A 20985-nucleotide genomic window follows, 5' to 3' on the forward strand; every position below is an offset into this window, starting at 1 on the left:
CTAGCCCTTGTAGCTTGCTTAGATTGGCCCTATGACCCGCAGCTAGCTTCCGGTCGGGCTTGTGTGCCTGGCCGGATAGACTGGTGAACATGGTCCAAGAACATGCTGATCCCTCAACCGCATCAACCGACCAGCCCGCCTCCTTGGGTGATCTGGTCCCTGAGGCGGGAGGCCTCCGCAACCTGACTGAGGATCAGATATACGACCGCTTCTTCTCCTGGGTGGCTTCCCGAGGCATCACCCCCTGGCCGCATCAGGAGGAGGCTGTCCTCTCCCTGGTTTCAGGAGACCATGTTATTCTGTCCACTCCGACCGGGTCGGGCAAGTCCATGGTGGCCCTGGCCATGCACTTCATCGCCCTATGCACCGGGCGGCGCTCCTACTACACGGCCCCCATCAAGGCCCTGGTCTCCGAGAAGTTCTTCGACCTGGTATCGATCCTGGGCCGCGACCGGGTGGGCATGATCACCGGCGACACCCACATCAATACCGATGCCCCGGTCATCTGCTGCACGGCCGAAATCCTGGCCAACCAGGCCTTAAGGGAGGGTCGGCGAGCCGATATCGGCTGCGTGGCCATGGATGAGTTCCACTACTACGGGGATCCGGACCGCGGCTGGGCCTGGCAGGTGCCCCTGCTGACCATGCCCGATGTGCAGTTTCTGCTTATGTCGGCCACCCTGGGCGATGTGGATCAGATTGCCCAGGACCTGGAACGCAAAACCGGGGTGGGTGTGGACATCGTCGCCGACGCCCCTCGACCGGTGCCACTGGATTACCGTTACGTGGATACCCCTTTGCCCACGACTGTGGAATCCTTGCTGGCTGATGGGGATTCGCCGGTCTATATCGTTCATTTCTCCCAGGACGCCGCCCTGGAGACGGCTCAGGCCCTGTCCAGTACGGGGGTCTCTGACCGAGGCCAGCGCGACCGGATCAAGGAGGCTATGACCGGCACCCGCTTCACCACGGCCTTCGGCAGGATTCTGCAGCGGCTGCTGCACACCGGGGTCGGTGTCCACCATGCAGGTATGCTGCCCCGTTATCGGCGCCTGGTGGAGCAGCTGGCCCAGGATGGTCTTCTACCGGTCATCTGCGGCACGGACACCCTGGGGGTCGGCATCAACGTGCCCATTCACACTGTCCTGCTGACCGGACTGACCAAGTTCGACGGTTACAAGATGCGCCGTCTGCGGGCCCGGGAGTTCCACCAGATTGCAGGCAGGGCCGGGCGCATGGGCTTCGATACCAGCGGACTGGTCGTGGCCGAGGCACCTGAATACGAGATAGAGAACGCCAGGGCCGTGGCCAAGGCGGGCAACGACCCCAAAAAGCTCAAGCGAATCAAACGCAAGAAGCCCCAGGAGGGTTTTGTCACCTGGGGCAAGGGGACCTTCGACAAACTGATCGAAGCACGTCCTGAAACCCTGACGCCGCACCTGAAGATCACTCACGCCATGGTCCTCAACGAGGTCGGCCAAGGCGGGGATGCCAGAAGGCGGGTGGAGGATCTGATCGAGGACTCACGTCAGACTCCGCAGCAGAAGGAGCATCTGCAGGACCGAGCCGACGAAATCTTCCGGACCCTGGCCGATACCGGGGTCATCGAGACGGAAAGGAACCCGGACGGCGGGCTGGACTACTTCACGACCGTGGACCTGCCCGAGGACTTCGCCCTCGATCAGCCTCTTTCTCCCTTCCTTCTAGCTGCCTTGGAACTGCTGGATCCCGAGGACGCTGATTACGATATGAATCTGGTCTCCATGGTCGAGGCCACCCTGGAGGATCCTCGGCAGATACTCAAGGCTCAGCAGCGGCAGGCTCGCGACGCGGCCATCCAGCAGATGAAGGAGGATGGCCTGGAATATGAGGAACGGATGGAGCGACTCCAGGATGTGACCTGGCCCAAGCCTCTGGAGGAGCTGCTGGGGGAGGCCTTCGACCGCTACCGTAGAGATGTTCCCTGGGCCAACGACTATGAGATCCACCCCAAGTCCGTTCTCCGGGACATGATCGAGACGGCATCGGACTTCAACGGCTACATCGCCCGCTACGGAATATCCCGGTCGGAGGGGACCCTGCTGCGCTATCTGTCCGATGCTTATCGGGCTCTGAGCAGGACGGTACCGGAAGAGTTCATGGATGAGCGGCTGGAGGACATCCTAGCCTGGCTGGGACTGATTGTGCGCTCGGTCGACTCCAGCTTGGTTGACGAGTGGGAGGCCACAGGCAGAGCCGAAAATGGCGAAGTTCCGAGCGGACTGGATGCCGCCCCGCCCAAGGTGGAGAACCCAGTGGTTGCGGACCGGCGTGGGCTGACTCTGCTCGTGCGTAATGCCATGTTTCAACGGGTGGAGCTGGTTGCTGCTGACCGTCCAGAGGCCCTGGCCGACCTGGATGCGGACTGGGGCTACGGACTTCGACCCTGGAGCGATGCACTGGACGACCTCTACGAAGATCATGAGCAGATCCTGACCGATGGCCAGGCCAGATCCTCGGATTTCTTCAACCTGGACGATCGGGACGAGCGCAAGGGCCACACCTGGCGGGTTCGACAGATCTTCGATGATGTGGAGGGGGAGCGCGACTGGGGCATCGCCGGCATCGTGGATCTGGATTACACCCAGGAGAGCGGCCAGGTGGTCTTCAAGGAATACAGGGTAGGTCCCATCGAGGAGCTGATGGACCTCTAGACCCGAGTCCTTAGAGGACCTTGGAGAGGAAGGATTGCAAACGGGGGCTCTGTGGATGGCCAAAGATCTGCTCGGGCGTGCCTTCCTCTTCGATGATACCGGCATCGGTGAAGATCACCCTGGAGGAGACCTCCCGGGCGAAGGCCATCTCGTGGGTGACCAGAATCATGGTCATGCCGCCCTCGGCCAAGGAACGGATAACTTCAAGCACGTCGCCCACCATCTCCGGATCCAGGGCCGAAGTGGCCTCATCGAAGAGCATGATATCGGGTTGCATGGCCAGTGCCCGGGCGATGGCCACACGCTGCTGCTGACCGCCAGACAGATCCGTAGGCCGCGCATCCGCCTTCTCCTCCAGCCCGACGATCTCCAGTAGGTCCAGGGCCTGCTGTCGGGCATCCTCCTTGGGGGTCTTGTGCAACATATGGGGGGCCAGCATGATGTTGTCGGCCACGCTCATGTTGGGGAAGAGGTTGAAGTGCTGGAAGACCATGCCCACATGCTCGCGCAGCTTGTCGATGTTGGTCTTTGGATCGGAAACGTCGATTCCATAGACGCTGATCGTGCCCGAGGTCGGCATCTCCAAGGCGTTAATGCAGCGCAGAAGGGTGGACTTGCCCGCGCCCGAGGGGCCGATGATGGAGATGACCTCGCCCGGCTTGACCTCCATGTCGATCCCCTTGAGGACCTCGGTGTCGCCGTAGCGCTTGTGCAGATCGCGGATGGATACGGCCATCTGGGATGTTCCCTGGTTGCGGCGACTTTGGTTCTGACGGATGCGACGGGTTAGTCGTCCGGTGTCCATGTCCGGGTCCTCGAAGTTCATCGATGCAGCCTCCTATCGAGCATATTGGCCATCCAAGTCAGGGCGCTGATGGCGACGAAGTAGATGACGCCCACCATGAACAGGGTTTCGGTCACGCGGAAGTTGGCCGCGTAGATCTGCTGGGCCTGATAGAGCAGTTCGCCAAAGCCGATGGCCAGCAGCAGGGAGGAGTCCTTGAGCATGATGACCAGCTGGTTGATGATGGAGGGCGTGGCGATTCTGACGGCCTGGGGCAGGATAACCCGGCGCAGAGCCATGCGACGTGTCAGGCCCAGGCTGCGGGCCCCCTCCATCTGCCCGACGTCCACCGATTCGATGGCTCCGCGCACGATCTCCACCAGGTAGGCTCCGGAGTTCAGAGCTAGTGTCAGCGCGCCGGCCAGCCAGATGCTGATGCGATGGCCGATCAGCTGGGGAACGCCCAGGTAGAAGAAGAAGGCCCAGACCAGGACGGGTGTGCCTCTGAAGACCGCCACGTAGATCCGGGCAATCCAGGACAGGATCCGGTTGGGGCTTATCCGCCACAATCCCAGGATGATGCCGATGGCCAAGGCGATGACGAAGGATATGGCCGTGATAGCCAGGGTGTTGCGCAGGCCCAGCATCAGGGAGGGGAAGGCCTGGCGGACCAGATCGAAGAATCCTGGCCGGGAGGCGGAGGCCTTCTTGCCGGAATGACCGCTGCCCACATAGGAATCAACCAGCTTTTTATAGCTGCCGTCGGCCTTCATCTTGGCCAGACCCTCGTTGAAGGCGGCCACAAACTCCTGATTCTCCCCCTTGCGGACGGCCGCTCCATAGGAGGCGCCAGGCTCCTTCTTGGTCACGGTCTTCAGCCCGTTGCCCTGGGCGATGCCGTAGGCTAGGACCGGGTAGTCGTCGATGACCGCTTGCGCGTTACCGGACTTGACCATCTCGTACATGGTGGAGGACTGATCCACCGCCTTGACGCTAAATCGGTACTGGGCCGCACGTTGCTTGGCGAAAGCCTCGCCCTCACTGCCCGTTTTGACGGCCACCACGCTGCCTCGCAGATCCTTGTAGCTGTGGATCTGGTCGTTGTCCTTGGCGATGGCCATCTGTACGCCGGAGTCGAAATAAGGGTCTGTGAAATCGTAGACCTGCTTGCGCTGGTCGGTAATGGTCATGCCGGCTATGACCGCATCGGCCTGCTGGGAGTTCAAGGCCTGGAGGGCGGCATTGAAGCCCAGGGACTGGATCTGCACCAAGAAGCCTTCAATATCGGCGATCTTGCGGATCAGATCCATGTCGATGCCAACCAGGTTGCCGGACGAGTCGCGGAACTCGAAGGGGGCGAAGGTGGTGTCGGTGGCGATGCGGAAGGTGCGTCCATGGACAGCCTGCGCGGCGGGGGAGTCCTGGGCCGCCTGCGCCGGCGTCGCCATGGGAGTGACGACCAGGACTGAGAGCTCCAGGATCAGGGCCAGCAGGCCGACGGCCCACCTGCCTGGACCCGATGTCCATCCCTGGCGAACATGCTTGGCGATCACTGGCTATTCTCCTTATTGGTCCGACCTGTGCCGGTCCCGTTTTTCAGGCGGCAGGCCTTGCTGCCGCCCATGGCCTACCTGAAGATATCCAGGCTAACGACCAGTAAACTGTACACATACCGTGCTTCAGGAACCCAACTACGCGCTGGGCGATATGGCGATATGGCTTCCCAGTCTAGCGCGTTCATCTTTCTGATTGCGGCAGATGCAGGCCTATGCTGGTGGGGGCGGGGAGCTATAGGGACCCCGAGGAATGAGGTATTGCAGATGGTTGAAGATCTCTTCCAAGCGGCGGATCCCCCCGAGGAGCATACCCTGCCTCTGGCGGTCAGGATGCGGCCCGGAAGCCTGGACGAGGTGGTCGGTCAGGATAAGGTCACGGCTCCTGGAACCCCTTTGGAGCGGCTGGCCCGGTCAGATCCGAACAACCGACTCACAGCTCCTAGCTCGGTCATTCTTTTTGGTCCCCCTGGGGTGGGCAAGACCACCTTGGCCTACATCGTGGCTCGACAGTCCGGGCGGCATTTCGAGGAGCTTTCGGCCGTCACCTCTGGGGTCAAGGAGGTGCGACAGGTCCTCGCCCAGGCTCGGGAGCGGCTGGTCAGCCAGGGGCAGGAGACGGTTCTCTTCATCGATGAGGTCCACCGCTTTTCCAAGTCCCAGCAGGACGCCCTGCTGCCCAGCGTAGAAAACAGGGATGTGACTTTTATTGCAGCCACCACGGAGAATCCCAGCTTTTCGGTCATTGCGCCCCTGCTTTCGCGTTCCGTGGTGGTCAAGCTGGAGGCCTTGGACGACCAGGACCTGACCACTCTGGTCAGTAGAGCCGTCAAGGACCAGCGCGGGCTCAAGGACCAGGTGCGGCTGGACCCTCAGGCCCTGGACCAAATTGTGCGTTTTTCCGGGGGAGACGCCCGCCGGGCCCTGACTATTCTGGAGGCTGCGGCCGGTGCCGTCACCGAGGACGGACCTCGTGCCAAGGGGGCGCGTCGTCCGCTGATCAATGCCAAGGTCGTCTCCTCGGTCATGGACGTGGCCGCTGTCCGCTATGACAAGAAGGGCGACGATCACTATGATGTGGCCTCAGCCTTCATCAAATCCATGAGGGGTTCCGATGTGGATGCTGCCCTGCACTACCTGGCTCGGATGATCCGGGCGGGAGAGGACCCGCGCTTCATCGCTCGACGAATCATGATCGCCTCCGCCGAGGAGGTGGGCATGGCCGCTCCGCAGGTGCTGCAGATCACGGTCGCAGCTGCTCAGGCCGTAGCCATGGTCGGCATGCCAGAGGCCCGGCTGATCCTGGCCGAGGCAGTCATCGCTGTGGCCACCGCACCCAAGTCCAACGCCTCCTATCTGGCCATCAACCAGGCACTGGAAGACGTGGATGCCGGGCATATCGGCCAGGTTCCCCTGCACCTGCGCAACGCTCCCACCAAGCTGATGAAGGCCTGGGGCAACCATGAGGGCTATCAGTATGCGCATGATGCGCCGGATGCTGTGGCGCCCCAGCAGTATATGCCCGACGAACTGGTCGGACGGCGTTACTACCACCCCAATGATCGGGGCTATGAGCGTCAATTGGTTCCCCGACTGGAGGCCATCAGAGCCATCTTGGACAGGGCTGTCAAGTCGAAGGGAAACGCCGGGTCTGGGCAATGATCGCCGAAACTCCTATACTGGACATCCAATAGACGTTGCATAGCCACACAATGACCGAAACGCCGTAGGGTCCAGACTTTCCACATTGATGGTCGTCACGCTCCCACAAGGAGTCCGTCGCCGTCGGCAGGTCTGACATGGACGCATGGGGTCCGCCTCATGCACGGGCGCGAAGGTGACGATGTCGACAGCGGTCATTGACAATGCAGACATATCCGAACAATCGAAGGGTCTCGGCATGGTCGAGGCCGATCTGGCGGTTCGCGAGATTACCCAGCGAGTAGATAATGCTCATGAATCGGCTACTTTTTACAAGATCGTAGCCCTAGTGGCCGCAGGAATGCTCATGGACAGCATCGATGTCTATGTGGGCAGCGCAGTAGCCAGTTCGGCTTTGAGCACCGGATGGTCCACGGTCGCACAGAATTCCCTCTTCCTGTCGGCTGGTTTTCTGGGGCTGCTGGTGGGCTCGCTGCTGGCCGGGTTCATCGGGGACCTGCGGGGGCGCAAAACCGCCTATCAGATCAACCTGCTGCTCTTTGGCGGTTTTACCCTGCTGGGCGCTCTGGCACCGAACATGGCCGTCCTCTCGGTCTGCCGTCTAGGGGCCGGTCTGGGACTGGGCGCAGAAATTGTCACCGGTTTCTCCATGGTCAACGAATTCGCTCCAATCAAGCACCGCGGCCGCTGGAGCGCCATCGTCTCGCTGGTGGCCAACACTGGAGTGCCCCTAGCCATGCTCCTGTGCGCCTGGATCATTCCGCGCTGGTCATGGAGGCCGCTCTTTGTCGGCATTGGCCTAGCAGCTGCACTGATCTGGTACCTGCGGCGCGACATTCCTGAGTCCCCTCGCTGGCTGGCCCTGCATGGGCGAGTGGACGAGGCCGTCCAGGTGGTCGAGCTTTTGGAAGCCGATAATGGTCAGGGAGGGTCAGACCCCGGCTTTGGCGGCGTCTCCGCACTTGCTGGGAAGCATGGGAACGTCGAAACACCTGCCAAGGCGTCGGGAAGTGTGATTCGCGGCCTGATCGTGGCCACTGTGGCGGTTTCAGCCACCAATGTCTGCTCCTACGCCTTCACCTCCTGGGTCCCCACCATCCTGCTCAAGCGAGGTATAGATTTGAGTGGATCCTTGTGGATCAGCACCCTGATGATGTTGGGCGCCCCACTGGGCTGCCTTATTGGTTCACTGCTTCTGGACCGGATAGGACGCAAGCGCATCATCGTTACGGCCTTCCTGCTGACAGCGGTCTTCGGTCTGCTCTACGCGGCGCAGACGAGCCAGGTCATGGCCATCATGGTGGGTATCCTGCTCATGGCCAGCCTCTACGTCCTCATGTCTTCGGTAGTGGCCGTCTACGCGCCAGAGCTTTTCCCGACCACAGTCCGCTTCCGTTGTGTGGGCATTGCCAACGCCGTTGCCAAGCTCTGCAATGTGCTCATGCCTGTGCTTATCGGTGCCATGCTCAATGTATGGGGGAGTACTTCAATATTCGTCACCATCAGTCTGGTGGCCCTGGCCTCCATGCTGGTTGTCGGATTGATGGGCTGGGAGACTTCAGGCCGTTCGGTGGGCTGACAGGCCAAATAATAAAGAGCCTAAAGGGCAAACGGGCCTGATGCGAACCCAGGGACCGTCCAAGGGGCGGCGAAGGGATCGGTCAGGTCTTTTGCTTGGCAAGTCGATCAGAGCTGATTGGCCAGGAGCCGGTTGTAGACGCAGCGCAGCTCGGCCTGAAAGGTCTCGGGGTTGATATCAGGATTCTGATTGAACAGGTCCGTCCACCAGTTGTTGATCGATCTGATCCGTCTGCGGGCTATGTCCGCGCCCGGCCTGGTCAGGGCGATGATGTTGACCCGGTGATCGGCGGGGTTCTGTTCACTGCTGACCAGTCCCTGGGCTTTCAAGGCTTTCAGATCGCGGGCAAGCAGACTGGGGTCTACGCACAGGTCACGGGCTATCTGGCGCTGACTGAGGCCTGGATGATCATAGAGGTATACGATCAGATCTCCCTGAGTGCCCCGTAAAATGGATTCGCCCGTGTACTGGCTGGCATCGTTGCGTGCATGCCGGTAGATTCCGGCTATACAGGTGCTCAGATTGTGGTAGTGGCTCTTCTTCAACATTGCTGTTCCCCCTAGCTGGTATGAAAGATCAAAGAGTTCGGCGGGCGCGATTGACCGCATAACCGCATAGACCCCTTCGGCATCGTTCCCCTTCCGGGCCTATTCCGACATGTCCCTAGCCACGACCCATTACGAACGACGCATTTTTCATCATATCAATACCGTCGACACCATGGGGATAATCCACGATAGGGACATGAGCCAGGCAGGCCATGATTTCCCGGGCCCCTCCTGCTTGGTCCCGGGCACAGACGGCTATGGAAGCCGTCCTGGCTTCTTTAGTCTCTTGGGCTATGAGTGATTGCCTCTTCTCTGGATCGGTCAGAGTCGGGGACTATCACCGTCATTGCTCCACGGTATGCTAAGATATCTCTTTTTGCGGCGAGATCTGGAAAGGACTGGCATGCGGGTACTGGACTTCGACGGCACCATCTACGATGGCGAGAGTCTGCTTGACTTCTACCTGTTCACTGCCCGCAAGGATCCGCGGGTGCTGCCTTACCTGCCGGTCGCCCTCTTCTATGCCGTACGCTATCGCCTGGGCAGGGTCACCCTGGAGCAGCTGGATGCGGCCATGCGTCGGGCGGGTTCGCGCTACTTGCGTCGTCTGACCTCGCGTCCCGGCTTTGATATGGACCGGCTGGTCAGCCAGTTCTGGGATGCCAATATGCACAAGATCATGGATTGGTATACCCCTCAGGCCGACGACGTAGTAGTCACCGCCTCTTTCGATCTGGTGGCGGGGGAGGCATGTCGCCGACTGGGAATCGCTCGCTGCATCGGATCCACCTTGGATTTGGAATCCCTGACTGTGGGCTACCTCAATTTCGGACCCGACAAGCCCCTGCATTTTCAGCGGATCCTGGGCCAGGAGACGGCCATTGACGCCTTCTATACCGATTCGGCCTTCGACCTGCCCATGATTGATCTTGCCCGGCGGGCCTACCTGGTCGAACATGGCCAGGTTCGGCGTATCAAATAGATCAAGCCAGTCCATTTCTACCACGATCTGTCGGCAGGTTCGTTCCAGGCCAACCCTGCTATCGTTCTGCTTAGAAGCAAGCGAGCATAATGGTATGCCAAGAACACCATGGGCGTCGGTTAGGGACTGGACGCCGTGGCAGCAGTCACCATCGTGGTTGGCCTGATGATTCTGGTCTTCGTCATCCTTCAGCGTTTGGTGACCCTCCGTAAGAAAGGAATGAAGCAGAGTTTTCCGGATGATCTGAATGAGGGCCGATGCCGTGATGATTGCGACATCAGCCCCCATTCGCATGCAGGTAGCAGAGAACGCCCCATTTATTAGTTCATGATTCGAAGGGATAGACCAGCCCCCACTGGCGGCGAAGGGAGTCCATGAGCTCCATGATGCGCAGAGTGTCCTTATGGGGCATCTGGTCGCACTCGGTCTTCCCGTCTAGGATGGCCTGTGCGGCGCTGGCCACCTCGTACTCATAACCGGTCAGCTGGTCGGGGACAGGGTAGCGCTTCCTGAGTTTGTGGTCCCCGTCGTACAGGTCGATGGACTCTACGTTGTTGATATTGATGCACTGCAGGTAACCCTGGTCACCCCATATGCTGCCGGTCCGGTCGCTTTCCGAGACCATGGAGCTGGTTGCTGCGCCCATGGATCCATCCTGGTAGAAGATAGTCGTGGAATTTTGGCTGTCCACGCCTTTCGGGGTGCGTACCCAATCTGTGCAGACCCGTGTAATGGGCTTGGGCCCCATGACCATGTCGATGAAATTAAGAGGGTAGACGCCCACGTCAAGCAACGCCCCGCCGGCCAGGGCCGGGTCGGTCATTCTGGCCTTGCTGGTGGTCATATAGCCCAGGTTGGCGGTGACTGTTCTGACGGTGCCGATCTCCCCTGAGGAGACGATGTCGTCGATGATGGAGCGCGAGGGCATGTACCTGGTCCAAATGGCTTCTGTGCAGAGCAGGCCGGTACGCTCGGATGTCTCAATAGCCTGCCTGGCCTGTTCGGCGTTGGCTGTAAAGGACTTCTCGACCAGAACGTTCTTTCCGGCCTTCATGCAGGCGATGGCCTGCTCGGCATGGAGGCTGTGAGGCGTGGCGATGTAGACTAGATCCACTTCGGGATCATCCAGAAGTTCCTGGTAGGACCCATAGGAATGCTTGAATCCATATTTTTGGGCGAAAGCGGCTGCTCGATTCTCATCCCTGGAGGCTACGGCGTAGGGAGCGATCAGATGGCTGTACCGATGGTCTTCAGCCATCATGACTACGGTCTTGGCCAGTGCATTGGCTATCCGTCCGGCGCCGAGAATGGCGAAGTTGACCCGCATGCCCTTCCGCTCAGCCTCCTGTCGTTTGCCGTTCAATCTGCTCATCCTTGACTCCTTCGTTAGGATCGCCATCTGCTGTGATGGCCTTATACAATTTCTGCAAGGTACTCTCGGCATGGCCGGCGTCCAGCTGGCACTCCCAGACCGTGAAGACCCTCCAGCCCATGGCTCTCAGTTTTTTACTCTGCTCCTGGTCCCGCAGACGGTTCCTTGTCAGCTTTGTGGTCCAATACTCCACATTGGATTTAGGAATGGAGCATTTGGCACATCCCTGATGCATGTGCCAGAAACAGCCGTTGACAAATACTATGGCCTTCCACTTGGGCAGCACCACATCAGGATGGCCCGGATACCTCTTGTCGTTTTTGCGAAACCGCAGACCTCGCGAAAAGAGATAGGACCGGACCTGGCGCTCTATAGATGTCTCAGTGCCCCTGATTCGGGACATGGTGTAGCTGCGTGTGCCGGGCTGGAATCTGCTGGGTCTCTTTTTTGAAACCATCCCCGGCCTGGCTCAGAGGATTTCGACGCTGTTGATGAAGACCGGCTCAAGGGGACGGTCGCCCGAGTCGGTGGCCACAGCGTCCAGCTTGTCGACCACCTTCTGGCAATCCTGATCGACCACTTGGCCGAATATGGTGTGGTGCCCGTTCAGCCAGGGGGTGGGCACGGTGGTGATGAAGAACTGTGATCCGTTGGTGCCGTGGGTCCTTCCCGTGGCGGGGTCCCGGCGTAGTCCTGCATTGGCCATAGCCAGCTTATAGGGTTCATCAAAGGTCAGAGAGGGGTCGATCTCATCATCGAACTCGTAGCCGGGGCCGCCTGTTCCCGTGCCCAACGGGCAGCCGCCCTGGATCATGAAGTCCTTGATGATTCGGTGGAAGGTCAACCCGTCATAGAAGGGATCCTGACGCTTCTGATGCGTCTCGGGATCAGTCCATGCCTTGCGGCCGGCGGCCAGATCCAGGAAGTTGGCTACGGTTTCAGGGGCCTGATCGTCAAAGAGTTCCAGGCGGATATCGCCCTCTGAAGTATGCATGATCACTGTGCTCATGATACTGATCCTCTCATAAGACGGCGACGCCCACCGAGGATCCGAAGGGCATCAGGGCCAGGCGGGCCATCTTGAAGGCTTGTATGCCGAAGGGTATGCCGACCACTGTCAGCATAGTGATCAGTCCGGCAGCCAGATACGCCAGAGCCAGCCACCAGCCGCCCAGGATGATCCAGAGGAGGTTGGCCAGCCAGGATCCCATCCCGCCTCCATAGGTAACCTGTCTGCCAAAGGGGGTCAGGGTCAGTCTGGCCATTTTGAAAGCCTGGACGCCCAGTGGGATGCCCACCACGGTAAGGCAGAGCAGGATGCCCACCAGGATCCAGGCCAGGGCGATGGCCAGTCCGCCCAGCAGCAGCCAGCAGATGTTGCCGATCAGGCGCATGTCGGTCCTTCCGTCAGAGTGGCGGTGACGGCCTTGGCGCAGGCGGTCACCTTCCCGATGATGATGGTCAGTCGGGTCTGTCGTTGCTCAGTCGCAAGTTCCTGCTCCAGGGCATCGATCAGCCGCATTCCTGATTGGACAATGCCTCGCGTCACCTCCACGCCCATGGCTGGATCTGCTGGGCGCAGGGTTGTCCATGCCTGAATCAGCGGCTGGTTGACCTGTCGGTGGAAGTTCAGCAGGGTTTGGATATGCCGGTCTGTGGACTGATCGCTTTGGAGGGCGGGATTATGGGCATTTGATGGGCTGCCGTAGATCAGGGCCTGGCGCAGCTGTTCGTCGTGCTGCTCGGCGTAGAGGTTCATCAGCCAGCCATGTCCATGCATTCCTGCCTGCTCCAGATTGGTACGGGTCCAGACCTCGATCGTCCGGTGCGGGCCGTCCGCCTGGTCCAGGGCCTGCTCCAAGGCATGACCCCAGTCAGGCAGGTGACGCTCCATGACCATATCGCATAGCTGGTCGGCATCCCGGGCGTAGCGGTAGAGGGAGTTCCGGGCCAGATTGGTGCGTCGAGCCACCTCGGCCATGGTCAATCGGCCGCGTCCGCCAGTGCGCAGGATGGTTTCGGCAGCGGCGATGATCTGGTCCAGGGTTTTGGCGCGATGCTCCTGGAGCGTGGATTCGCGGATCCTGGGCATGGTCCTCCTTGGTCCGGCCGACTGGGTGCAGCGATCGTGAATCAGCTTCGGCCGGTCATAGGGCATATGATATGGCCTATTTGCGATCGAGCCAAGCGGTAGAAGCTTGTTCGGCGTGCGGCTTGTCCGCGCTGAGTGAACTTGCCAGAAGGATTTTTGAGACGTATAGTCGCAAAAAATTCGCAGACCGGGGTGAGGGGAGATCTGATGACCGGATCGACAAATACGGACTTGAAAAAGGACAGTCAGGGGTCTCAGGAGGCGGCGCCGCCCTGGCGCGCACTCTGGGTGTTGGCCCTAGGGCTGGCCATGATCGTGCTGGATTCGTCCATCGTCAATGTCTCCATACCTTCCATCATCGCTGCCATCCATATCAACTTGTCTCAAGCCCAATGGGTGACCGCCCTTTACAGCATCGTCCTGGCAGCCCTGCTTCTGCCTTCCGGTCGGCTGGGGGACATGATTGGACGCAAGCGGATCCTGCAGGTGGGTACGGTCATTTTTGTGCTGGGTTCCGTCTTCGCCGCATCGGCCTCCTCTGGCACACTGCTGCTTTTGGCCCGGCTTATTCAGGGAATCGGCGGATCCCTGGTCATGCCTTCCACCCTGTCCACAGTATCTGCCACCTTCCGGGGCCGTCACCGGGCCATTGCATTCGGGATCTGGGGGGCCGTCATGTCCTCCGCGGCGGCGGTCGGTCCATTCCTGGGCGGGGTCTTCACCAGCACTGTCGGATGGCGATGGATCTTTCTGGTCAATCTGCCACTGGGGCTGATCGTCCTCCTGGCTAGCGCGGTCTTTGTGCCCGAAACCAAGTCATCGCATCGGTCGGCCGGCGGCCGGTGGGGGATGTTCGCCGACTGGAAGGGCATACTCCTTTCGGCTTTGGGATCGGCCCTGGTGGTCTTCGCTCTGATCGAGGGACAGACCTACGGCTGGTGGCATCCACTCGCCGCACTTGAACTGGGCCCTCTGTACTGGTCGGTATCGGCGCCTCTGTCGCCTGTTCCGGTCAGTCTGATCCTCGGATTGGCTCTGCTGGCCGCTTTCGCGCTGACTGAGCTGGTCAGGGCGCGCAAGGGCAAGATGGTCATTCTGGACGTATCCATGTTCACCATTGGCACCTTTGGTTGGGGCAACCTAACGGCCGCCATTGTCAACGCTGGTCAGTTCTCGGTCATGTTCATCCTGCCCCTTTATCTGATTAATGCCAGAGGTCTGAGTCCTTTGGGGGCCGGATCCATTCTGGGCGTCATGGCTCTGGGGTCAGTTGTCTCCGGGGGCCTGGCACGGGTGGTTGCCACCCGTCTGGGAGCCGGCGGCACGGTGCAGATAGGCCTCTTGATGGAGATCGTCGGCGTGGCCCTGTCCATTCTGCTCATGCGCGGGTCTGTGCCGGTCTGGCCCATGACCCTGACTTTGATCATCTACGGGGGCGGTCTGGGCTTTGCTTCAGCACAGTTGACCAGCCTGGTGCTTTCGGGCGTCCCGGTGGCCCAGTCCGGCCAGGCTTCGGCGACCCAGTCCACTATTCGTCAGTGGGGGACAGCCCTAGGCGCCGCAGTCTCCGGTTCCGCCCTCTCCCTGGCTTTGAGCCTGGTGCTGCCAAGGCACCTGACGGCGCTCAAGGGGATCTCAGCGCAGATGGCTGATGTCCTGGTCAGATCGGTCCAGTCCTCAGCCGGAAACGCCATCGTCGGCCTGCGTGCCCAAGGTACCCGAGGCCGACTGGGAGCTCTGGGTCCTCAGGTGACCAATGCTTTGACCGAGGGATTTACGCAAGGCGCCCAGTGGGCCATGGGCTTCGCGGTCCTGCTGCTCCTCCTGGGGCTGATCGTCTCGGTGCTGGTACGCCGGGCCGCTCGTAGGGCTGGTGCCGATAAGGTCTAAGGTCTGAGGCTTCTGCAATCCTTCCTTCCTCGCATCAGTCCTCGCATGGGACTGTCTGCCCGTCATGCGACCTAGGCACGGTTTAGAATCATGAATATGGGCATACAAGAGGAACAGTCACAGCAGGACGGCGATCTGCTGGTGGCTCTGGCTCAGATCGACACCTGTGTGGGCGATCTTGACGGCAACGCCGACATTATTCTGGACTACTCCCGTAAGGCAGCTGAGCAAGGGGCGACCTTGGTGGTCTTTCCTGAGATGAGCCTGACTGGCTACCCAATCGAGGATCTGGCATTTCGGGCCAGCTTCCGCCGAGCCGCCTGGTCTCGGGCCGACCGTCTGGCCAAGCAGCTGGGCGACCAGGGTCTGGGGCATTTGTATGTGATCGTAGGGACTGTGGGCACCGACACGGATCAGGACCGGCCCCGCAATCGGCTGGTGGTCCTGCATCAGGGTCGGGTCGAGGCCGGCTACGACAAGCATTTCCTGCCCAATTACGGGGTCTTCGACGAGTACAGGATTTTCACTCCTGGGGATAGGACTGTGGTCCTGGAGGTGCGAGGTCATCGGATTGGGCTGGCTATCTGCGAGGACATTTGGCAGGAGGGCGATCCTATCAGCGACTTGGCTGGCAGGAACATCGACCTCTTGGTGACCATCAACGGCTCCCCCTTTGAGGAGGGCAAGGGTCATGTCCGCTATGAGCTGGCGACCCGTCGAGCCAAGCAGGTCGACGCACCCCTGCTCTATCTGAATCAGGTGGGCGGGCAGGATGATCTGGTCTTTGACGGCGGCAGTTTCGTAGTGGACAAGGATGGCACCCTGCTGGAGCGCTCGCCCAGATTTGTTCAGGACCTGTCCACTTGGACCCTGCCTGCACCAGGGAAGCGCCCACTGCCCAGCAAGTCATGCATGGCCGAAGAGATGCCTGGGGACGAGGAGGTCTATCAGGCCTGCGTGCTGGGGCTGAAAGACTATATGGCGAAAAATCACTTCACAGGCGTTTGCCTGGGGCTGTCAGGCGGGATCGACTCGGCCCTGGTGGCTACCATGGCTGCCGATGCCTGCGGAGGGGAGCATGTGCGCGGCATCTCCATGCCCAGCCGCTACTCCTCGGAAGGCTCCCGGGATGATGCAGCCGACCTGGCTCAGCGTCTGGGGGTACGCTATGCGGTCCAATCCATAGGCCCGGAGTTCGGCGCTTTCCAAGGTCAGTTGCATCTGCAAGGAGTTGCTGAAGAGAATCTGCAGGCCCGGATACGCGGTGTCATCGTCATGGCCTATGCCAATGCTGAAGGGCTTCTGGCGCTGGCCACAGGCAACAAGTCCGAGCTGGCCTGCGGCTACTCAACGATCTATGGTGATGCGGTCGGCGGCTACGCGCCCATCAAGGATCTGCTCAAGACCCGGGTCTGGCAGCTGGCCCGCTGGCGCAACGCCCAAGCCCGGGCACGGGGTGAACGTGAGCCCATACCGGTCAATTCCATCGTCAAACCGCCATCGGCCGAGCTGCGCCAAGGGCAGAAGGACTCTGATTCTCTGCCTGACTACAACCTGCTTGATCGGGTTCTGGAGGCGTACATTGAGCATGCGCACGGTCGCGCCGACCTTCTGGCCGACGGCTTCGATACCGATACAGTTGACACGGTCATGCGGCTGGTGGATCGGGCCGAGTGGAAGCGGCGGCAATACCCGCTGGGACCCAAGGTCACCTCTCTGGCTTTTGGTCGGGACCGTCGACTGCCTGTCACCAACGCCTTTAGGGAATGATCGCCATGAGTTCCGAACGCGAGCGGAAAGTCTGGTACTTCAACACCGTCACCGGCATACCCGAGCAGGGCAAGCTGTCTCCACAGGATAGACGGATGGGCCCCTACAACAGCAGGCAGGATGCTCTTGATGCATGGAAGATCGCCAAGCGGCGGAACAAAGACTGGGATGAGGAGGACCGTCGTTGGCGGCAGGCTTGGGATGGTGATTCGGAGCAAGGACAGTCATCAGCTGACAGATGAAGCTCGCCGTGGGTCGCCCGCCAGCGTTGGCGACCAGTTGGCCGTGCGATCAGAACGGATCGGAGCTCAAGCCGTGTGCTGGGCTATCTCGCAAGACCTAGGAGAGGCGCCCATTGCGTGTCTGCTCGCAGTGTGATATAGCTCACGTTCCTATTCAGTTTCTCGTGGTAGGGCGCACCCTATACTTGAAGTGACAGTGGTGTGAGGAAGCGCCATTGACCATATCAACAAGGAGTTGACTATGACAGCAGTTGAGACCAGCACCGTCTCTCCCGCAGAGCTGCAAGCCAAGGCTTGGAAGGGCTTCAAGGGCGAGGACTGGAAGAAAGATATCGACGTCCGCGACTTCATCCAAAAGAACTACACGCCGTACACCGGTGACGAATCGTTCCTGGCGCCGGCCACAGAGAAGACCAAGTTCCTGTGGAATTACCTGGACGACAATTTCCTTGCCGTGGAGCGCAAGCAGCGCGTCTACGACGTGGATACCCATACCCCGGCGGGCATTGACGCCTTCCCTGCCGGATACATCGATGGCAAGCCGGCCGGCGAGACTCGTGACGACGTGATCGTCGGTATGCAGACCGACGTGCCCTGCAAGCGTGCGATGATGCCTTACGGCGGCTGGCGCATGGTTGAGCAGGCCCTTAAGGAGGCTGGCAAAGAACCCGACCCCGAGGTCAAGAAGATCTTCACCCGGTATCGCAAGACCCACAACGATGGCGTCTTCGACGTCTACACCAAGAGGATCAAGCTGGCCCGCCACAACAAAATTCTGACCGGTCTGCCCGATGCATACGGCCGTGGCCGCATCATTGGCGACTATCGTCGTGTGGCCCTCTACGGCATCGACGAGCTGATTGCCCGCAAGAAGGCCGACAAGGATTCGATTCCCTACCGCAACGACTTCACCGAGGAGGAGATCGAGCATTGGATCCGCTTCCGTGAAGAGCACGCCGAGCAGATCAAGGCTCTGAAGCAGCTGCTGAACCTGGGCAAGGAGTACGGCCTGGATCTGAGCCGTCCTGCCATGAATGCCAAGGAAGCAGTCCAGTGGACCTACATGGCCTACCTGGCCTCGGTCAAGAGCCAGGACGGCGCTGCCATGTCCATCGGCCGCCTGTCCGCTTTCTTCGACGTCTACTTCGAGCGCGATCTGGCCGCCGGCCTGATCGACGAGACCGACGCCCAGGAGATCATCGACAACATCGTGATGAAGCTGCGCATTGTGCGCTTCCTGCGGACCAAGGACTATGACAACATCTTCTCCGGCGACCCCTACTGGGCTACCTGGTCTGATGCCGGCTTCGGCGACGACGGCCGGCCCATGGTCACCAAGACCTCCTTCCGTCTGCTGGCAACCCTGACCTTGGAACACCTTGGACCCGGTCCTGAGCCCAACATCACCATCTTCTGGGATCCGAAGCTGCCTGAGGGCTACAAGCGCTTCTGCGCCCGTATCTCCATCGACACCTCCGCTATTCAGTACGAGTCAGACAAGGACATTCGCGCCCACTGGGGCGATGACGCTGCCATCGCCTGCTGCGTGTCCCCCATGAGGGTCGGCAAGCAGATGCAGTTCTTCGGCGCCCGCGTCAATTCCGCCAAGGCTCTGCTCTATGCTATGAACGGCGGCCGTGACGAGATGACCGGCATGCAGGTCATCGACAAGGACGTAATCAAGCCTGTCACCCCCAAGGAAGACGGTTCACTAGACTTCCAAGAGGTCAAGGACAATTACGAGAAGGCCCTGGAGTGGCTGAGCGAGACCTACGTCGAGGCTCTGAACATCATCCACTACATGCACGATAAGTACGACTACGAGTCCATTGAGATGGCCCTGCACGACAAGGAGGTCTACCGTACCCTAGGTTGCGGCATGTCCGGCCTGTCCATCGCCGCTGACTCGCTGTCGGCCATCAAGTACGCCAAGGTCTACCCGATCTACAACAAGGATGCCAAGGGCACCCCGGAGTATGTCGAGGGTGCTGACGACGACCTGATCGTCAACTACAAGACCGTTGGCGAGTTCCCGGTCTATGGCAACGACGACGATCGCGCCGACGACCTGGCCAAGTGGACCGTTTCCACCGTCATGGGCCAGATCAAGCGCCTGCCTGTCTACCGCGGCGCTGTGCCGACCCAGTCCATCCTGACCATCACCTCCAATGTGGAGTATGGCAAGAACACGGGGTCCTTCCCTTCCGGCCACAAGAAGGGCACTCCGTACGCTCCCGGTGCAAACCCCGAAAACGGTATGGATTCGCACGGCATGCTGCCCTCCATGTTCTCCGTAGGCAAGATCGACTACGACGACGCCCTGGACGGCATTTCGCTGACCAACACGATTACCCCTGACGGCCTGGGACGTGACGAGGATGAGCGCATCAACAACCTGGTAGGCATCCTGGACGCCGGCAACGGTCACGGGCTCTACCACGCTAACATCAACGTCCTGCGCAAGGAGCAGCTGGAGGATGCTGTCGAGCACCCCGAGAAGTACCCCCACCTGACCGTGCGCGTATCGGGCTACGCGGTCAACTTCGTCAAGCTGACCCGCGAGCAGCAGCTTGATGTCATTTCCCGCACCTTCCATCAGGGCGCGGTGACTGACTGATCGCCTTTGCGAGATAGTCAGCCGTTGACGTGACGGTGATCATGGGGCGGGGCGCACCAGGGCCCCGCCCCCTTTTCGTCTTTTTCAGGAGGATCCGATGACGGAGACCACCACCTTCCATACCACACAGCAGCACATGCTGAAGGAATCCAAGGTCTATAAGAGCCAGACTCTGATGGGCGGCCTTTCCGGGTTTGAATCGCCGATTGGACTGGACCGGCACGACCGCATGAATGCTTTGCGCACGGGCGACATTGGTTTTGTTCATTCCTGGGACATCAATACCTCGGTGGACGGGCCAGGTACAAGGATGACCGTCTTTATGAGCGGATGCCCCCTGCGATGCCAGTACTGTCAGAACCCGGACACCTGGAAGATGCGCGACGGCCAGCCTGTATATCTACAGGCCATGATCGACAAGGTGGCCCGCTACCAGGATCTCTTCAAGAGCACGGGAGGGGGAATCACCTTCAGCGGTGGCGAGTCCATGATGCAGGCCGCTTTCGTCTCACGGGTCTTTCGAGCTGCCAAGGAAATGGGCGTTCACACCTGCTTGGACACATCGGGTTTTCTCAATCGTAACTACACCGATGCCATGATTGACGATATCGACCTGTGCCTGCTGGATGTCAAATCCGGTGACGAAACCACCTATAAGAAGGTGACTGGCGGCACGCTGGCCCCCACGATCGAATTCGGCAAGCGTCTGGCTGCCCGAGGCAGCAAGATCTGGGTTCGCTTCGTGCTGGTGCCGGGACTGACCGATTCTGAAGAGAACGTCGAAAATGTTGCGCGGGTATGCGAACAGTTCAAGGATGCCATTGAGCACATTGACGTGCTTCCCTTCCACCAGCTTGGACGGCCCAAGTGGCATGAGCTGCGCATTCCCTACCCGCTGGAGGATGCCAAAGGCCCTTCGGCGGCCCTGAAGGATCGGGTAAAGAAGCAGCTGGAAGCCCACGGATTCGTGGTCTACTGAGCCGCAAATAGAAGCAAACAAGGATAAGTTTCTCGTAACTCCCTACGGCGAATGCCGCGGGGAGTTTTCCATGCTCAGTTGAAGATTCGCCTTCTAATTAAACGATGGTCGGCTCAATGAATGACCGACGGGGATTGCTTAGGGAAGGGGCTGCCATCGGGTTGAGACCATGGACTATGCTGTCAGACGTATGTTTCCGGGCCTGGTCGGCCCGGTGGCGTG

The 20985-nt window shown here is 60.2% G+C and carries 17 protein-coding genes; 9 read left to right on the forward strand and 8 right to left on the reverse strand.

Translation table 11 applies throughout. The features are described 5' to 3' along the window. Positions 1-89: 89 nt before the first annotated feature. Positions 90-2693, forward strand: coding sequence for a DEAD/DEAH box helicase (locus ACUIAD_RS05755; protein ID WP_445343046.1), 2604 nt, complete (start codon positions 90-92; stop codon positions 2691-2693). A 10-nt stretch (positions 2694-2703) separates the two neighbouring features. Here the strand turns inward: ACUIAD_RS05755 and ACUIAD_RS05760 are convergent, their stop codons facing one another. Beyond that, positions 2704-3429 carry an amino acid ABC transporter ATP-binding protein gene (locus ACUIAD_RS05760; protein ID WP_445343812.1) on the reverse strand — a complete coding sequence of 242 codons (726 nt, stop codon included), beginning with the start codon at positions 3427-3429 and terminating at the stop codon, positions 2704-2706. Between the two features lie 86 nt (positions 3430-3515). Beyond that, a complete protein-coding gene (locus ACUIAD_RS05765) occupies positions 3516-5030 on the reverse strand; it encodes an amino acid ABC transporter substrate-binding protein/permease (protein WP_445343047.1) in 1515 nt (504 codons plus the stop codon). Positions 5031-5297: 267 nt separating this feature from the next. Between ACUIAD_RS05765 and ACUIAD_RS05770 the strand changes: the two genes are divergently transcribed. Then, complete coding sequence (locus tag ACUIAD_RS05770) at positions 5298-6692, forward strand: replication-associated recombination protein A (protein ID WP_110451964.1); 1395 nt, start codon at positions 5298-5300, stop codon at positions 6690-6692. Positions 6693-6930: 238 nt separating this feature from the next. Further along, positions 6931-8271, forward strand: a complete 1341-nt coding sequence (locus ACUIAD_RS05775; RefSeq protein WP_445343813.1) for an MFS transporter — start codon at positions 6931-6933, stop codon at positions 8269-8271. A 107-nt stretch (positions 8272-8378) separates the two neighbouring features. Here ACUIAD_RS05775 and ACUIAD_RS05780 read toward each other — a convergent pair whose 3' ends face one another. Further along, positions 8379-8819, reverse strand: a complete 441-nt coding sequence (locus ACUIAD_RS05780) for a MarR family winged helix-turn-helix transcriptional regulator (protein ID WP_445343048.1) — start codon at positions 8817-8819, stop codon at positions 8379-8381. A 403-nt stretch (positions 8820-9222) separates the two neighbouring features. On the opposite strand from ACUIAD_RS05780, the gene ACUIAD_RS05785 reads away from it, so the two are divergent. Continuing rightward, the gene (locus ACUIAD_RS05785) at positions 9223-9801 is read left to right on the forward strand and encodes a haloacid dehalogenase-like hydrolase (protein WP_110451967.1); all 579 of its coding nucleotides are present in this window, start codon (positions 9223-9225) and stop codon (positions 9799-9801) included. A 325-nt stretch (positions 9802-10126) separates the two neighbouring features. On the opposite strand, the gene ACUIAD_RS05790 is transcribed toward ACUIAD_RS05785, so the two are convergent. From ACUIAD_RS05790 to ACUIAD_RS05810, 5 genes are read right to left on the reverse strand one after another with little or no spacing between them, the layout of a single operon-like run. Further along, a complete protein-coding gene (locus tag ACUIAD_RS05790) occupies positions 10127-11173 on the reverse strand; it encodes a Gfo/Idh/MocA family protein (RefSeq protein WP_445343049.1) in 1047 nt (348 codons plus the stop codon). After that, entirely contained in the window at positions 11139-11630 is a 492-nt protein-coding gene (locus ACUIAD_RS05795; protein WP_445343050.1) for a very short patch repair endonuclease, read from the reverse strand. The genes ACUIAD_RS05790 and ACUIAD_RS05795 overlap by 35 nt, the downstream gene beginning before the upstream one ends. Positions 11631-11642: 12 nt before the next feature. Beyond that, complete coding sequence (locus ACUIAD_RS05800; RefSeq protein ID WP_110451970.1) at positions 11643-12182, reverse strand: peptidylprolyl isomerase; 540 nt, start codon at positions 12180-12182, stop codon at positions 11643-11645. A gap of 13 nt (positions 12183-12195) precedes the next feature. Continuing rightward, the gene (locus tag ACUIAD_RS05805; protein ID WP_110451971.1) at positions 12196-12567 is read right to left on the reverse strand and encodes a YccF domain-containing protein; all 372 of its coding nucleotides are present in this window, start codon (positions 12565-12567) and stop codon (positions 12196-12198) included. Further along, positions 12558-13265 (reverse strand): TetR/AcrR family transcriptional regulator, encoded by a 708-nt coding sequence (locus ACUIAD_RS05810; protein WP_445343051.1) that lies wholly within the window; start codon positions 13263-13265, stop codon positions 12558-12560. The genes ACUIAD_RS05805 and ACUIAD_RS05810 overlap by 10 nt, the downstream gene beginning before the upstream one ends. 207 nt (positions 13266-13472) lie before the next feature. Here ACUIAD_RS05810 and ACUIAD_RS05815 point away from each other — a divergent pair, with 207 nt between their 5' ends. From ACUIAD_RS05815 to pflA, 5 genes are all read left to right on the forward strand, one after another. Next, positions 13473-15155, forward strand: a complete 1683-nt coding sequence (locus ACUIAD_RS05815) for an MFS transporter (RefSeq protein ID WP_445343052.1) — start codon at positions 13473-13475, stop codon at positions 15153-15155. Positions 15156-15245: 90 nt separating this feature from the next. Beyond that, on the forward strand, positions 15246-16925 hold the full coding sequence (locus ACUIAD_RS05820; RefSeq protein WP_445343053.1) for an NAD+ synthase: 1680 nt from the start codon (positions 15246-15248) through the stop codon (positions 16923-16925). Between the two features lie 5 nt (positions 16926-16930). Next, complete coding sequence (locus tag ACUIAD_RS05825; RefSeq protein ID WP_110451975.1) at positions 16931-17167, forward strand: hypothetical protein; 237 nt, start codon at positions 16931-16933, stop codon at positions 17165-17167. A 241-nt stretch (positions 17168-17408) separates the two neighbouring features. Next, positions 17409-19784: a formate C-acetyltransferase gene (gene pflB, locus ACUIAD_RS05830; RefSeq protein WP_110451976.1), complete on the forward strand. Its 2376-nt coding sequence runs from the start codon at positions 17409-17411 to the stop codon at positions 19782-19784. A gap of 97 nt (positions 19785-19881) precedes the next feature. After that, positions 19882-20763, forward strand: a complete 882-nt coding sequence (pflA, locus tag ACUIAD_RS05835) for a pyruvate formate-lyase-activating protein (protein WP_445343054.1) — start codon at positions 19882-19884, stop codon at positions 20761-20763. Positions 20764-20985: the final 222 nt, after the last annotated feature.

The sequence above is a fragment of the Bifidobacterium sp. ESL0819 genome, from assembly GCF_052606245.1.

Bases quoted from the DNA above. Each gene is read 5' to 3' on its own strand.
- ACUIAD_RS05755 (WP_445343046.1), top strand. From the start codon at position 90: ATGGTCCAAGAACATGCTGATCCCTCAACCGCATCAACCGACCAGCCC.
- ACUIAD_RS05760 (WP_445343812.1), bottom strand. From the start codon at position 3,429: ATGGCCGTATCCATCCGCGATCTGCACAAGCGCTACGGCGACACCGAG.
- ACUIAD_RS05770 (WP_110451964.1), top strand. From the start codon at position 5,298: ATGGTTGAAGATCTCTTCCAAGCGGCGGATCCCCCCGAGGAGCATACC.
- ACUIAD_RS05775 (WP_445343813.1), top strand. From the start codon at position 6,931: ATGGTCGAGGCCGATCTGGCGGTTCGCGAGATTACCCAGCGAGTAGAT.
- ACUIAD_RS05780 (WP_445343048.1), bottom strand. From the start codon at position 8,819: ATGTTGAAGAAGAGCCACTACCACAATCTGAGCACCTGTATAGCCGGA.
- ACUIAD_RS05785 (WP_110451967.1), top strand. From the start codon at position 9,223: ATGCGGGTACTGGACTTCGACGGCACCATCTACGATGGCGAGAGTCTG.
- ACUIAD_RS05790 (WP_445343049.1), bottom strand. From the start codon at position 11,173: ATGAGCAGATTGAACGGCAAACGACAGGAGGCTGAGCGGAAGGGCATG.
- ACUIAD_RS05795 (WP_445343050.1), bottom strand. From the start codon at position 11,630: ATGGTTTCAAAAAAGAGACCCAGCAGATTCCAGCCCGGCACACGCAGC.
- ACUIAD_RS05800 (WP_110451970.1), bottom strand. From the start codon at position 12,182: ATGAGCACAGTGATCATGCATACTTCAGAGGGCGATATCCGCCTGGAA.
- ACUIAD_RS05805 (WP_110451971.1), bottom strand. From the start codon at position 12,567: ATGCGCCTGATCGGCAACATCTGCTGGCTGCTGCTGGGCGGACTGGCC.
- ACUIAD_RS05810 (WP_445343051.1), bottom strand. From the start codon at position 13,265: ATGCCCAGGATCCGCGAATCCACGCTCCAGGAGCATCGCGCCAAAACC.
- ACUIAD_RS05815 (WP_445343052.1), top strand. From the start codon at position 13,473: ATGACCGGATCGACAAATACGGACTTGAAAAAGGACAGTCAGGGGTCT.
- ACUIAD_RS05820 (WP_445343053.1), top strand. From the start codon at position 15,246: ATGAATATGGGCATACAAGAGGAACAGTCACAGCAGGACGGCGATCTG.
- ACUIAD_RS05825 (WP_110451975.1), top strand. From the start codon at position 16,931: ATGAGTTCCGAACGCGAGCGGAAAGTCTGGTACTTCAACACCGTCACC.
- pflB (WP_110451976.1), top strand. From the start codon at position 17,409: ATGACAGCAGTTGAGACCAGCACCGTCTCTCCCGCAGAGCTGCAAGCC.
- pflA (WP_445343054.1), top strand. From the start codon at position 19,882: ATGACGGAGACCACCACCTTCCATACCACACAGCAGCACATGCTGAAG.